Here is a 13,459-nt window from a genome sequence, read left to right as displayed (position 1 = left end):
TAAAATGTTGTTTGGATTCTGATCCATAGAAACAGGGTAACGCTACGAACAGTAATCGGTGATCATCAAACACAGATCTTCTGTATGGATATACCAAAAACGACCTCACCCTCCACATCGCGCTGGCAGCCCTCTGCTCCGCTGTGGCAGCGCGCACCGAACAAACAGGCCGATGGTGCCCCGCTGGCCGATCTGATGATGCTGATCCCGCGACTGAAACACTACTCTGAAGTACAGATCAACCATTTGCAGAGGATGCTCGAAGAGGTGCTGAAGGAGTTTGATGAAAAGATCGTGTTCACCGACATCAATCTGAAACTCAATGTCATCTGGGTAACGGTTCTACCCGAACCGGGGCTCTGCAGAGAAGTGGCACTTGCGATCCGCAAGCGTGTACCTGAAGCGGTGATGGTTGGTAACCAGTTGAAATCAACCACGACAGAGCTGCAAGCGGGTGGCTGGCGAAACTGGGCCATGCTGATCAAGCGGGCTGTCTTGAAGCGATCGGTTAAAACCCTGCCTCAGGAGCCTAAGCGTTAAGCCTCTGCCTCATTGATATCGAATTCAGGTAGCACCACGATCAATCGACAACCACGCTTGTAAATCCAAACGGTAGATCCGCACAGGCCGACCATAGAACTCCCTATTCGTATAGTCAGTAAACCCCACTTTCTCGGCCACTTTGAGGGATGCCAGATGATCCGGTTCGATAATAACCGCCACCGACTCAATCGCCCGTTGCCTGAACACATACTCTAAAACCCCTTTCGCCGCTTCCGTGGCGAACCTGAGATTCCAGTACTCCCTGGCCAGACGATAGCCTAAGTTCATCAGTTCAGTGCCATCAACAGGCTCAGGACCCACCCCACTAAAGCCAATCAGATTACCCGACTTTTTCTCGATCAAAGCCCAGAACCCAATACCTGATTCCTCGTAGCAGGCGATAGACCAATCGATAAACTTTCGGGTTGCTCTTTCATCACAAACACCATGGACCGAGTATTTCATTACTTCAGGGTCACTCAGGATCTGAGTGAGCCTGGTCGTATCCTGAGTGGTGAACTCACGTCCATATAACCTTTCCGTTTCAAACAGCTTCACTGGCACAACGATTCAATCCAATACAATGCAACTTTCCAACTGGTTTCCACAGACGCACTAAGAGATAAAACGTTGCCACTCTTGAGCGGAATGACGCTCCCTCACCTGCACGCTGATCTTTGGAAAACTTTTCTTATTCTCCACCTCGATAGAAGCTTCGAACAGCGCTTTTGATTGACCCCTTCGCACGACATCAACACGATATTGAATCTCTTTGAGACGCAGCGTTCCAGTATGGGTTGATGTGACAGTTGTTAACCATAAATCCACATCGTCCGCTTTCAGTTTATAAAGTTCTTGAATGAACTTCTCTATACCCAACCGCTGAAAATGCTGGTTTACTTCTCTCGGCGCGTAACGGATTCCATGGGGGCTTTCGTGTCCTGTTATATTTCCCTGACTATGAGCCCTCTCCCATCCCTGAAGACCAACCTCCACACCGGGCCAGTACATCTTCTCATACCCTAAACGACCAGGCGGCGATTTAACCTTGCTTCGAATTACAATATCCCCAAGCGCATCGCGGCTTGTTCCTTCTATGAAGGCCATCACTCCCTCCTTTGAATCAATCCTATTTTAGTTTGACAGTAACCACGATGCATCGTGATGTTGTTCAATAAGAGTGAACTGTCGCAATATGGACAACACCCACAGGTATTGTAGAAAAAAATACGATTTTTGTTGATCAGCACCGCAGTTGACGATCAATCCTTGAAGGCCGGTTATTGAGTTTACACTCTGAAGTCACCTATAGATATTTTCAAAACAGTGGTGGCTTCAAAACTATTATTGTTCAGCCTCGCTCATCTTCAAGCTGGGTACATAGGATTATATTAAAAGAACCGCTGGTTAATCGATCGTTCCAGATCAGCATTCATTTGCAGGAGATTGTCGAATAATGGATTGTACCGGAATGGTTATATGTGACTTCATTTGAGTTCATCAGCACCAAAAAAACCACTGAATATCTGATTTCGACTCGATAGGGCCCGGCTATAAAAGACAGGTTGTAAAGTTGATTATATTAATTTGAGATATTCAGAATTTACTTATACATAACTATTGATGGCCAAAAGTTTGTTGGTCAGATGCAATATCTTTTCATCACTGTTAAGCATCGATCAGGGAGAGGGATCATGAAAAAAATTGCATTAACTACAGCTGCGGTAGCTTTGGTTATCTTCTCCACCACCGCTTCTGCATGGTGGGGTCATGGACCCGGCTGGGAACATCGGGGCTGGGATAACGACTGGTTAGGTGATGGCTGGGGCTGGGGTGACGGCTATTTCAGCTTTGGCTTCAGTGGCAGCGCCAGGGGATCCGGCTATGGACGGGGCTGGAATCGTTATCGGGACTACTATGGTCCCTGGTGGGGCGCCCCCTATGGTTACGCTTATCCCTACCACGCTTACTCCTATGCAACGCCGGCCGCACCAACCACGGGTGTCGATAAGTAGAACTGAGTGACTCCGCAGCAGGGAATGGGTGGGGCTAGGCCCCACCCTACACGCTAAATATTTGCGTTTTTAGCGTTCATTTGCAGACTAAATATCTCAACCCTTAGCCGCTTCCAATGCCTGACTGATGTCGGCGATAATATCGTCCACATGTTCGATACCAATCGATAGGCGAACCATATCCCCACTGACACCGGCGGTCGCCAGCTCATCCTCATTCAATTGACGATGGGTGGTGGTGGCTGGATGACAGGCCAGGGATTTGGCATCACCGATATTCACCAGCCTCAGAATCATCTGCAGGGCATCGATAAAGCGGGCCCCAGCTTCCCGGCCCCCTTCGATACCGAAACTGAGGATACCCGAGGCCTGCCCCTTGGTGATCTTCTGGCAGCGTTCGTAGTGCGGGCTCTCCGGTAATGCTGCGTAGTTGACCCACTTCACCTGGGGTTGCTGCTTCAGAAATTCGGCCACCGCGAGACTGTTTTCACAATGCCGCTCCATCCGCAGACCCAGGGTCTCAAGACCCTGCATGATCAGGAAGGCGCTGTGCGGTGAGAGTGCGGCGCCGGTGTTTCTCAATGGCACCACCCGGCAGCGGCCGATGAAAGCGGCTGGACCCAGGGCTTCGGTATAGACCACTCCGTGGTAGGAGGGGTCCGGTTCGTTCAGCATTGGAAAACGCGCTTTGTTTCCAGCCCAGTCAAACTTGCCGGAATCGATGATCACACCTCCAACCGTGGTGCCGTGACCCCCGATATACTTGGTCAGCGAATGGATGATGATATCGGCGCCATGATCGAAGGCCCGACAGAGGTAGGGCGTAGCGACCGTGTTATCCACAATCAGCGGTACCCCATGGCGATGGGCGATCTCTGCCAGCCGCTCCAGATCGACAATATTCCCGGCCGGGTTGCCGATCGACTCGCAGAACAGGGCCCGGGTCTTGTCGTCGATCAGGCTCTCCAGCTTCTCATAATCATCGAACGAGGCCATCCGCACATCGATTCCCTGACGGGGAAAGGTGTGGGCGAACAGATTGTAGGTGCCGCCATACAGCTGACTGGTACTGACGATATTGTCGCCACTGCTGGCGATACACTGGATCGCATAGGTGATCGCGGCCATACCGGACGCCAGGGCCAGGGCACCCACCCCTCCTTCCATCTCGGTCATCCGCTGCTCGAGCACCGCTGTAGTCGGATTCATGATCCGGGTATAGATATTCCCCACCACTTTGAGATCGAACAGATCCGCACCATGCTGGGTGTCGTCAAAGGTGTAGGAGGTGGTCTGGTAGATCGGTACTGCGGCCGCTTTGGTGGTGGGTTCGGAATCGTAGCCCGCATGCAGCGCAAGGGATTCTAGTTTCATGTCTCTTCTCATCCTCTCTCTTGGTTCAGGCTGTACTGCAATCAGCCCCTTTTATTGTATAAACGGTCAGTTTGGACGACTGGATGACCGTTTTTTGTCAGTCCGGTGTGAAATCTTCGCTTCTGGCCTTATCACCCATCAAATCACGCGATTTAACTCAATTTTCAGGTAAAACCGGCAAGCCAGACCTATTGTTATGGATTTATACGGCCGAGACCAGTACCGTTTGCGGCTTATCAATGAAATACTCCGGGTAAATCAGCATAGTAGCGCGCAAATACCCAGTAGAGACAAGTTGTAACCAGTCAGACGGACGCTTATCCTAACGCCATTAATTGAGATTTGGTTTTTCCATGCAAGAGTATGCCCTGATTCTGATTAGCACCGTGCTGGTGAATAACTTCGTTTTGGTGAAGTTTCTCGGCCTGTGCCCCTTTATGGGAGTCTCAAGGAAACTGGAGACCGCCACCGGCATGGGTCTGGCCACCACCTTTGTGCTTACCCTGTCCGCCATCTGCTCCTACCTGATCAATGAATATCTGCTGATACCGCTCGATCTGGAGTTCCTGCGTACCATCGCCTTCATCCTGGTGATTGCGGTAGTGGTGCAGTTCACCGAAATGGTGATGCACAAAACCAGCCCCATGCTCTACCAGGTGCTGGGCATCTTTCTGCCCCTGATCACCACCAACTGTGCGGTACTCGGGGTCGCCCTGCTGAATACCCAGGAGCAGCATGGCTTTATCGAGTCCGCCCTCTACGGGTTTGGCGCCGCCGCCGGTTTCTCACTGGTGCTGGTGCTGTTTGCCGGAATTCGTGAACGGGTCACCGTAGCCGATGTTCCGGAGCCGCTGCAGGGCAATGCCATCGCCATGATTACGGCGGGGCTGATGTCCCTGGCTTTCATGGGTTTTGCCGGCCTGGTTTCTGTGTAGGACGATGCCCCGATGTTGATTGCGATCCTCACCATCACCGGCCTGGCCACCCTGTTTGGACTGCTGTTGGGGTATGCCAATATCCGCTTCCATGTGGAGGGGGATCCGATCACTGACCAGATCGAAAAAGTCCTGCCCCAGACCCAGTGTGGTCAATGTGGATTTGCCGGCTGCCGCCCCTACGCCGAAGCGATCGCCAACGGTGAGGCGGAGATCAACCTATGCCCCCCGGGCGGTGAAGGTACGATGATCGCCCTGGCCGATCTGCTGGGACGGGACCCGATAGCACTGGAAGCGGAAACGCTCGAGGAGAAGCCGAAAGCGATTGCCATCATAAAAGAGCAGGAGTGCATCGGTTGCACCCTCTGCCTGCAGGCCTGCCCGGTGGATGCGATCATCGGCGCAGCAAAGCAGATGCATGTGGTGATCGAAGCGGAATGCACCGGTTGCGAGCGCTGCCTGCCCCCCTGCCCGGTGGATTGCATCATCATGGAGCCGATTCCGCAGAAGGCGGATAACTGGCGCTGGCCCTTCCCCCAGAGTGGCACTGAAGAGATAGCAGAGCAACATTAATCATGTATGTAGAGTCGAAGAAAGGTAAGACCCGGGAGTTATGGAATTTCCATGGCGGTCTCCACTTGCCCGACCACAAAGAGCTCTCCCTGCAATCCCCACTGCAGTCGATCGAGCTGCCGAAACGGCTGGTGGTTCCTCTGCAGCAACACATCGGCGTGACGGCCCAGGCCTGCGTCAGGCCTGGCGATCAGGTGCTGAAAGGTGAGCTGATCGCCGACTCATCGGCACCGGTAACCGCACCGCTGCACGCCCCCACCTCGGGAACCGTGATCGAGATTGTGGAGCACGCCATACCCCACCCGTCCGGACTCAACGGCCACTGCATCATGATCGAACCGGACGGCGAGGATCGCTGGGCCGATCTGCCTCCCCCCATCAGCGACTATCGACAGACATCGGCAGACACTCTCAGACAACGCATCCGAGCGTCCGGCATCGTGGGCATGGGTGGCGCGACCTTTCCTTCCGCCATCAAACTCAATCCGGGCAAACCGATCAAAACCCTGATCATCAATGGCGCCGAATGCGAACCCTATATCACCTGTGACGACCGTCTGATGAGAGACCAGGCCGCGAAGGTGATGGATGGAGCCCGCATACTGCAGCATCTGCTGCAGAGCGAGGTCTGCCTGATCGCCATCGAAGACAATAAGCCGGAAGCGATTCTGGCGATGTTTGAAGAGCTGCGTCAGGAAGAGAACATCGAGGTCGTGCGTATCCCAACCATCTACCCAAGCGGTGGAGAGAAGCAGCTGATCCATATTCTGACCGGCCAGGAGGTCCCCACCTCGGGGCTGCCGGCACAGATCGGCACCATCTGCCACAACGTGGCCACCACCGCAGCGATTGCCGATGCGGTGCTGCAAGGGCGTCCACTGGTATCACGTCTGGTTACCGTCACCGGTGAGGGGATCAAAAATCCGGGTAACTATGAGGTGCCCATCGGCATGCTGGCAAGTGACCTGATCGAACAGGCCGGCGGTTATCAGAACAATCCGCAGCAGTTGATCCTGGGGGGGCCGATGATGGGCTTCGACCTCTCCACAGACCGGGTACCGATCACCAAAGGCTCAAACTGCATTCTCTGCCCCACAGCGGAAGAGGCGCCAAGACCGGAACCGGCCCAGGCCTGTATCCGCTGCGGCCGATGCGCCGATGTCTGCCCGGCCCACCTGTTGCCGCAACAGATGTACTGGCACAGTCGCGCCAAGGATCTGGAGAAGGTGCAGGACTACAATCTGTTCGACTGCATCGAGTGCGGCTGCTGTTCCCATGTCTGCCCGTCTCACATCCCGCTGGTCCACTACTTCCGCTACGCCAAGGCGGAGAGCTGGGCGCTGGAGCAGGATCGCCGGGAGTCGGAACGGGCCAAACAGCGTCACGATTTCCGTGTCGCCCGTCTGGAACGACTGGAAGCCGAGCGCAAGGCCAGGTTGCGCAAGAAAAAAGAGAATCTGAATGCAAAGCCTGCCGGGAAAAAAGCTGCGCCTAAAAAGGATGACAAAGAATCCAAACAGGCTGCCATACAGGCAGCGATGAAACGGGCCGCTGAAAAGAAGGCGAAACTGAGTCAGTCCCCCAAAAACACGGAGAATCTGACCCCCGCCCAACAGGCTCAAATCGAAGCGGTCGATGAGCGCCGGAAAACAGCTACCAAAGTGCGTGAGAATCATTCGGAGCCCTCAGCCTGATGGAATTTCCTACCCACAGTTCACCCCATACCGGGCGTCCCAACCGGGTCGACAAAGTCATGCTCCAGGTGGTGCTGGCACTGATCCCGGGCACACTGGCGCTGATTTTCTATTTCGGCTATGGCGTTCTGGTGAACCTGCTGCTGGCAATTGGCTCTGCGATTGCTTTTGAAGCGCTGGTGATCAAGTTACGCAAACGACCAGTAACACCTGTGCTGATGGATCTCAGCGCAGTGGTCACCGCGATGCTGTTTGCCGTGGCCATCCCACCCCTGCTGCCCTGGTGGATGGTGGTATTGGGTATGGCCTTTGGCATCATCATGGTCAAACAGATGTATGGCGGACTGGGATACAATCCCTTCAACCCGGCCATGGCAGCCTACGTCCTACTGCTGATCTCCTACCCGGTGGAAATGACCGCCTGGCTGCCGCCTGCCGTACTCGCCGAACACCACATCAGCCTGCGCGAGATGGTCCTCTTCAAATTCACCGGAGCGCTGCCTGACGACTACACCCTGGATGCGATCACCATGGCGACGCCACTGGATGTGATGCGTACCAATCTCGATCTCAATATGATGATCAGTGAGATACGCACCAATCCCTTATGGGGTGATTTCGGTGGGTTCGGCTGGGAGTGGGTCGGCAACTGGTTTCTGATGGGCGGTATCTGGATGGTCTACAAACGGACCATCACCTGGCAGATTCCGCTGGCCTTTCTCACCGGTCTGGTGGGCATGGCCACCCTGTTCTGGCTGTTCGATTCAGAGAGCTTCCCCTTTCCCCTGTTTCATGTATTCAGCGGTGGGGCGATACTCGGCGCCTTTTTCATCGCCACCGACCCGGTCACCGCCTGCACTACCCGAACCGGGCAACTGATCTACGGTGCAACCATCGGCATCCTGGTCTATGTGATCCGCACCTGGGGTGGTTATCCGGATGCGGTGGCCTTTGCCGTACTGCTGATGAACATGGCGGCGCCGACGATCGACTACTACACACGACCACGCACCTATGGTCACGGCGAGATGAAATCATGAACAGCCGCATCTCGATTCTCATTGCCGCTGTGATCCTCGGTACCTTTGCCGTGGCCGGTACCTCCCTGGTCTCCTTTACCCATGTGGCGACCAAAGACCGTATCGCGGAGAATGAGCGACAGGCGCTGTTACAATCCCTGAATGCCCTGGTGCCTGCCGAGAGTGTGGACAACGACATGGTGACCGATACCATCCAGATCCAGGCTCCCGACCTGCTGGGCAGTGAACAGACCACGGTCTATCGTGGTCGAAAACTGGAGCAGCCGGTGGCGACAGTACTCACTTCCGTGGTACCCAACGGCTACAGCGGCCCGATCAAACTGCTGGTGGCGGTCCGTTATGACGGCACCCTGGGCGGGGTGCGGATCATCAGCCACAAAGAGACTCCCGGACTGGGAGACAAGGTCGAAGAGAACCGGTCGGATTGGGTCTACAGTTTCAATGACAAATCCCTGGGCGATCCACCTCTGGAGAAGTGGGGTGTAAAACGGGACGGCGGCTATTTCGACCAGTTTACCGGAGCCACCATAACGCCCAGAACCATCGTCCATTCGGTGAAAAACACACTACTCTACGTGCGGGACAACAAGGATGCCTTGTATGATCGGCAAGCCTCCGCACCCGGAGCCGGGTAATCGGGACAACAGTATGTCAGACAACAGCACACGCACACTCATCATGGATGGTCTCTGGCACAACAATCAGGCCCTGGTGGCGCTGCTTGGACTCTGCCCACTGCTTGCAGTAAGCAATACCGCGATTAACGGCCTGGGCCTCGGATTGGCGACCACCGCCGTATTGGTCGCTTCCAACAGTACCGTCTCACTGATCCGTAACTTTGTTCGTCCGGAGGTTCGCCTGCCGGTGTTTGTGATGGTGATCGCCTCCTTCGTCACCGCCATCGAACTGGGGATGAATGCCTACTTTCATGAACTGCACAAAATACTCGGCATCTTCATTCCACTGATTGTCACCAACTGCACCATCATCGGTCGAGCCGAGGCGTTCGCCTCGAAGAACAATCTTTGGCGGTCCCTGGTCGACGGCCTGAGTGTCGGCATCGGTTTTACCCTGGTGCTGATCGTACTCGGTGGCTTCCGCGAATTGCTTGGCCAGGGCACTCTGTTCGATCAGGCCCATCTGATGTTCGGGGAAGCAGCCAAAGGCATGACTTTGAGGATCGAGGATTTTCCCGGCATGCTGATCGCCATTCTGCCACCGGGTGCATTCATCGGCCTCGGCCTGTTGATCATGGTAAAGAACCTGATCGATAAACGTCTTGCCCAACGCCAGGCAGCCAGCAGCGGTTACGTTGAAGAAGCGACCGGGGTAACCGGATAATCAGCCCCGACCCACACCGGGAGTTGTCAGCCAGTCATGAGAGTTCCACGCTGCTACACCAGCCAACCGCTGAAACCGGGCGCTCTGATCAGCCTTGAAGAGGCGCCGGCCCACCACCTGCGACAGGTGTTGAGGCTGCGTCCGGGTAATCCGATCATCCTGTTTGACAACAGCGGCAATGAGTATGCGGCCAACCTGGCGCAAGTCAGCAAGCAGGAGGTCAAAGCCCAGCTGGCAGAACAGCTTCGCCGGGAAGCGGAAGCGGCACTCAGCATCCATCTGCTGATCGGTATCTCCCGTGGTGAGCGCATGGATCTGGCAATCCAGAAGGCCACCGAACTGGGGGTGACTCAAATCACCCCACTGTTGACCAATCGCTGTGTGGTCAAGCTTGATGAAAAGAAGCGTCGCAACCGGATGACACATTGGCAGCGGGTGATGGTCAGTGCCTGTGAACAGTCAGACCGCTGCCGACTGCCACAGCTGGATGAACCGTTGCAGATAACGACGGCCCTATCCCAGCCGAACCCGGAGCTCGGACTGTTACTCGATCTAGAGGGACAACAGAACCTGGTGCAGATTGCCCAACCAACAAGCTCAGTATCGATCCTGGTAGGTCCGGAGGGGGGGTTGACCCCGGATGAGCGTGAACTGGCAAAACAAAAGGGGTTCACCGGCGTACGCCTGGGTCCTAGGGTACTGAGAACGGAGACCGCCCCACTGGCCGCCATCGCCGCTGTGCAAACTCTCTGGGGCGACTTCAATGACGGTTGACCTAGGGCCTGTTAACACTAACCGTTACTTTTCCCATCACTCCATTTGTAGAACTCCAGATGCCTATTTCCGATGATTCTTGCTAGGATAGTGATGGTCCAAATCGGCAATGAAGAATTATGAGCCACCCAATCCTACAGTTTAAGATTGTTGTTCTGAGCCTCGTCCTGCTGCTGTCTGGCAGCCCTGTACTGGCTAAGAAATTCTACAAATGCACCAACGCTGAGGGTGAACTTGTCTATCAGCAGGTCGCCTGCGACTCGAATATCAGCCAGGAGACGGTTAACGTCTTCACACCACCGGAACATCGCTCCCAGCTGGGACCCAATCTGATGGGGGAAGGTGAATACATTCCTGAAGGAAATGAGCCGGCGATTGCAGGCAAGATGATGTTTCAAAGCAGACTCAGCAATGTGATTGCGCTGCTGACACCGATCAAAATGCAGATGCAGCAATTCTATCTGATGAATGGACAGTGGCCGGAAAAGCCCCAGGATCTAGGCTTGAACCAGGAAAACCTCAAGAGTGAGGATATCAAAGAGGTGTTATTCGGTAATCAGGGTGCTATCGTCGCTTCTTTAAATGAGCACTTCGGGACAGGGAAGCGAGTCGTGCTGGCACCGCAACTGGTGATGGATGGTACCACCATGGAGTGGCAGTGCATGGCCAACTTTCCCGTGCAATCAATGGTGACCATGGGTATGAAGATGTGTGAGTCCCGCAACATCCGATAGTTGACTATCCTCGTCGCTTACTCCCACTCAAGCTCTTCATACACTCGTTGGGCGTTACGGCCTTTCAGTGATCCGAAATTTTCCAGGTAACTGAATCGGGACTGATCAATCTTCCCTATATCTTCCAGACTGTTTCCTTGATCGAGGAACTCCAATACGGCTTCGCGCAGAAACACCAGATAATCATAGGTGTCTGCTTTGGCTTTTGAGAGTGAGGCAGGATTACCATGTCCTCCAACAACCACTTCAGGTTGTTTTGCAGCCATTGCTTCAAAAGCGGCGATCCAGCTTTTATGTGCGGACATTGAACCAACGCCTAACAGTCGGTCTGTATAAACAATATCTCCACTAAACATGATTCTGTGTTGGGGCAGCCAGATATAGCTGTCACCAGGCGTATGGGCGTGTCCTGCATGATAGATTTCGATTCGTGTATTGCCAACCTTTAGTGTTTTCTGGTTTGAAAACAGTTCATCGGCAAAAATATAACTTGTGCCCTCCAGGCCTTTTTCTCCGACCAAACTCCAAAGCCTGTCCAGTTGAGAATCCCTGCGGGCCTTTTGATCGGCGACTGCTTTTTCACTGGCAATGATAGTCGCACCCAGTTCTTTGAAATAACCATTGCCCATCCAGCGATGATCCTGTCCACCGCTGTTAATGACCCATTTCACAGGCTTATCGGTAATATTTTGAATCGCTGCGTGTATCATCCGTGCGCCCTTGTCTGTAGCACCCGAATCGACCAGCACCACGCCATCATCCGTGACAATGACACCAAAGTTGGCATTGTTACCCAGGTTTTCAGGGTTTCGATTTGTCAGTGGGCCAATCAGCGCATAGACATTGTGAGTCAGTTTTTCTGTTCTCAACACCTGTTCAGCATGAAGTGACGTACTGCAAATCACACCAACAAAAAAAAGCACAATGGCTTTCAACATGATCCTTCTCCTTCTACATGTGAAATAAATATTGTAGAGGCAACAATCTAAATTCAATACTTTCGCAAATCTAAGATTTCAACATACTTCTAGATGATTCACGCCAGCGAGGTACTGATGGTGATGGGATAGTTCAGAACATTGCCAATGACAAATAGTTGCTCATGCAGCCAATGGTTATAGCAATCTTGCATTTGCTTTCTGCGGGTACGGGTGCACACATAAATGTCAGCTACGATCAGTTGATTGCATATCACTTAGGGCTAACTGACATACACGATTGAATCTGTATACCGCAAGACACTCAGCCTTTATGAGGCGCTTCCAGATAAGCGGTTGATTGCATCTCTTTCAAGCGACTCACCGTACGTTGGAATTCAAATGCCAGACGGACACCGCTGTAGAGCTGATCCGGTTTCGCATCGGCACTGATCACCACTTTGACTTTTCTATCGTAAAAGACATCGATCAGATTGATAAAACGACGACTTCGATCATCCCAGGTACCGTCCAGTTTGGGTATGTCCGAGATAAATACCGTATGGTGACAGCGAGCCAGTTCCAGATAGTCGTTCTGCCATCTGGGTGGACCGCACAGGGCGTTGAAGTCACACCAGATGACACCACTCCCCCGTTTGACGAACCGCACCGCTCTTCCCGGCACTTCAAAACGCCCCGTCTCTTCGACGCCACCGCTGACCAATCGATCGAACTCCTTGCTCAGATTAACCATCGACTCGTCGCTCAGCGGGGTGTGATAGACGGAAGAAGCCTCAAACAGTTGTAGCCGGTAGTCTTTGTTGCCGGCCAGCTCCAGCACTTCATTATTGCTGTTCAGCAGATCGATTGCCGGCAGGAACTGCTCTCTCTGCAATCCCTGCCAGTAGAGTCTGTCTGGCGGCTGATTCGACGTGGTGACCAAGACGATGCCCACTTTCTGCAAACTCTCCAGCAACACCCGCATCAACATCGCATCACCGATATCGATGACATTGAATTCATCCAGACAGAGCACCTGCATCCGGCTGGCCATCTCATCGGCTATCAGCAACATCGGCTCCTTCTCTCCGCCGTGCTCAGCCAGTCGTTGATGAATGTAGCGCATGAAACTGTGAAAATGGTGTCGCTCAATACCCAGTTGCTGATACTGATGATGAAACATATCCATCAACCAGGTTTTACCCCGACCCACACCACCCCAGAGATAGACTCCGGGAATCGTTTCGATACTTTTCTTCCACAACCAACCCTTCGCTTTTCTCGGCTGCTGCAGTGCTTCAGCAAGGCGTTCAAAGGCCGCCAGAATCTGCTCCTGATGAGGATCCCGCTGATAGCCATTGAGCTGAAGTTGTTGCTGATAGTGGTTGAGTAGAGACAAGAGAGATAGCAACCTGCAGTGAATTGTGCCGCTACAACGATGAATGCAGACAGGTGAGACGGAAATTGAATCGCAGCCAGGATACACTAGTGCACAGTTAGATACTATTTACCTGGTGAT

The 13,459-nt window shown here is 53.5% G+C and carries 15 protein-coding genes; 10 read left to right on the top strand and 5 right to left on the bottom strand.

Features of this window, described 5'->3' with window-relative positions; translation table 11 throughout:
• Positions 1-84: 84 nt before the first annotated feature.
• Positions 85-540 carry a hypothetical protein gene (locus AC4IE8_RS01750; RefSeq protein ID WP_068990605.1) on the top strand — a complete coding sequence of 152 codons (456 nt, stop codon included), beginning with the start codon at positions 85-87 and terminating at the stop codon, positions 538-540.
• A gap of 24 nt (positions 541-564) precedes the next feature.
• On the opposite strand, the gene AC4IE8_RS01745 is transcribed toward AC4IE8_RS01750, so the two are convergent.
• The gene (locus tag AC4IE8_RS01745; RefSeq protein WP_490790149.1) at positions 565-1,107 is read right to left on the bottom strand and encodes a GNAT family N-acetyltransferase; all 543 of its coding nucleotides are present in this window, start codon (positions 1,105-1,107) and stop codon (positions 565-567) included.
• Between the two features lie 51 nt (positions 1,108-1,158).
• The gene (locus tag AC4IE8_RS01740; RefSeq protein WP_068990601.1) at positions 1,159-1,650 is read right to left on the bottom strand and encodes a polymorphic toxin type 4 domain-containing protein; all 492 of its coding nucleotides are present in this window, start codon (positions 1,648-1,650) and stop codon (positions 1,159-1,161) included.
• A 587-nt stretch (positions 1,651-2,237) separates the two neighbouring features.
• Between AC4IE8_RS01740 and AC4IE8_RS01735 the strand changes: the two genes are divergently transcribed.
• Positions 2,238-2,558: a sulfur globule family protein gene (locus AC4IE8_RS01735; protein ID WP_490790148.1), complete on the top strand. Its 321-nt coding sequence runs from the start codon at positions 2,238-2,240 to the stop codon at positions 2,556-2,558.
• Positions 2,559-2,654: 96 nt separating this feature from the next.
• Here AC4IE8_RS01735 and AC4IE8_RS01730 read toward each other — a convergent pair whose 3' ends face one another.
• A complete protein-coding gene (locus AC4IE8_RS01730; RefSeq protein WP_068990595.1) occupies positions 2,655-3,932 on the bottom strand; it encodes an O-acetylhomoserine aminocarboxypropyltransferase/cysteine synthase family protein in 1,278 nt (425 codons plus the stop codon).
• A gap of 353 nt (positions 3,933-4,285) precedes the next feature.
• On the opposite strand from AC4IE8_RS01730, the gene rsxA reads away from it, so the two are divergent.
• From rsxA to AC4IE8_RS01690, 8 genes are all read left to right on the top strand, one after another.
• Positions 4,286-4,867, top strand: a complete 582-nt coding sequence (gene rsxA, locus AC4IE8_RS01725; RefSeq protein WP_068990593.1) for an electron transport complex subunit RsxA — start codon at positions 4,286-4,288, stop codon at positions 4,865-4,867.
• 12 nt (positions 4,868-4,879) lie between these two features.
• A complete protein-coding gene (gene rsxB / locus AC4IE8_RS01720; RefSeq protein ID WP_068990589.1) occupies positions 4,880-5,440 on the top strand; it encodes an electron transport complex subunit RsxB in 561 nt (186 codons plus the stop codon).
• 2 nt (positions 5,441-5,442) lie between these two features.
• On the top strand, positions 5,443-7,134 hold the full coding sequence (gene rsxC, locus AC4IE8_RS01715; RefSeq protein ID WP_490790147.1) for an electron transport complex subunit RsxC: 1,692 nt from the start codon (positions 5,443-5,445) through the stop codon (positions 7,132-7,134).
• Positions 7,134-8,174, top strand: coding sequence for an electron transport complex subunit RsxD (rsxD, locus tag AC4IE8_RS01710; RefSeq protein WP_068990585.1), 1,041 nt, complete (start codon positions 7,134-7,136; stop codon positions 8,172-8,174). The genes rsxC and rsxD overlap by 1 nt, the downstream gene beginning before the upstream one ends.
• Entirely contained in the window at positions 8,171-8,809 is a 639-nt protein-coding gene (gene rsxG / locus AC4IE8_RS01705; RefSeq protein ID WP_083226027.1) for an electron transport complex subunit RsxG, read from the top strand. The genes rsxD and rsxG overlap by 4 nt, the downstream gene beginning before the upstream one ends.
• A 13-nt stretch (positions 8,810-8,822) precedes the next feature.
• Entirely contained in the window at positions 8,823-9,515 is a 693-nt protein-coding gene (locus tag AC4IE8_RS01700; protein WP_068991729.1) for an electron transport complex subunit E, read from the top strand.
• Between the two features lie 36 nt (positions 9,516-9,551).
• On the top strand, positions 9,552-10,289 hold the full coding sequence (locus AC4IE8_RS01695) for a 16S rRNA (uracil(1498)-N(3))-methyltransferase (protein ID WP_068990583.1): 738 nt from the start codon (positions 9,552-9,554) through the stop codon (positions 10,287-10,289).
• A gap of 119 nt (positions 10,290-10,408) precedes the next feature.
• Complete coding sequence (locus AC4IE8_RS01690) at positions 10,409-11,023, top strand: pilin (RefSeq protein WP_490790146.1); 615 nt, start codon at positions 10,409-10,411, stop codon at positions 11,021-11,023.
• Between the two features lie 17 nt (positions 11,024-11,040).
• Here AC4IE8_RS01690 and AC4IE8_RS01685 read toward each other — a convergent pair whose 3' ends face one another.
• Both AC4IE8_RS01685 and zapE read right to left on the bottom strand, forming a co-directional pair.
• Positions 11,041-12,018: an MBL fold metallo-hydrolase gene (locus AC4IE8_RS01685; RefSeq protein WP_490790145.1), complete on the bottom strand. Its 978-nt coding sequence runs from the start codon at positions 12,016-12,018 to the stop codon at positions 11,041-11,043.
• A gap of 247 nt (positions 12,019-12,265) precedes the next feature.
• Positions 12,266-13,339, bottom strand: coding sequence for a cell division protein ZapE (gene zapE, locus AC4IE8_RS01680; protein ID WP_490790144.1), 1,074 nt, complete (start codon positions 13,337-13,339; stop codon positions 12,266-12,268).
• Between the last annotated feature and the right edge of the window lie 120 nt (positions 13,340-13,459).

Source organism: Candidatus Thiodiazotropha sp. AKAK2 (genome assembly GCF_058244685.1).
The sequence above is the reverse complement of the archived record's forward strand: the minus strand, read 5'-3'. Positions and strand labels throughout refer to the sequence as shown.

Bases quoted from the DNA above. Each gene is read 5' to 3' on its own strand.
- AC4IE8_RS01740 (WP_068990601.1), bottom strand. From the start codon at position 1,650: ATGGCCTTCATAGAAGGAACAAGCCGCGATGCGCTTGGGGATATTGTA.
- rsxC (WP_490790147.1), top strand. From the start codon at position 5,443: ATGTATGTAGAGTCGAAGAAAGGTAAGACCCGGGAGTTATGGAATTTC.
- rsxB (WP_068990589.1), top strand. From the start codon at position 4,880: ATGTTGATTGCGATCCTCACCATCACCGGCCTGGCCACCCTGTTTGGA.
- AC4IE8_RS01690 (WP_490790146.1), top strand. From the start codon at position 10,409: ATGAGCCACCCAATCCTACAGTTTAAGATTGTTGTTCTGAGCCTCGTC.
- rsxG (WP_083226027.1), top strand. From the start codon at position 8,171: ATGAACAGCCGCATCTCGATTCTCATTGCCGCTGTGATCCTCGGTACC.
- AC4IE8_RS01750 (WP_068990605.1), top strand. From the start codon at position 85: ATGGATATACCAAAAACGACCTCACCCTCCACATCGCGCTGGCAGCCC.
- AC4IE8_RS01735 (WP_490790148.1), top strand. From the start codon at position 2,238: ATGAAAAAAATTGCATTAACTACAGCTGCGGTAGCTTTGGTTATCTTC.
- AC4IE8_RS01695 (WP_068990583.1), top strand. From the start codon at position 9,552: ATGAGAGTTCCACGCTGCTACACCAGCCAACCGCTGAAACCGGGCGCT.
- AC4IE8_RS01730 (WP_068990595.1), bottom strand. From the start codon at position 3,932: ATGAAACTAGAATCCCTTGCGCTGCATGCGGGCTACGATTCCGAACCC.
- rsxD (WP_068990585.1), top strand. From the start codon at position 7,134: ATGGAATTTCCTACCCACAGTTCACCCCATACCGGGCGTCCCAACCGG.
- rsxA (WP_068990593.1), top strand. From the start codon at position 4,286: ATGCAAGAGTATGCCCTGATTCTGATTAGCACCGTGCTGGTGAATAAC.
- AC4IE8_RS01700 (WP_068991729.1), top strand. From the start codon at position 8,823: ATGTCAGACAACAGCACACGCACACTCATCATGGATGGTCTCTGGCAC.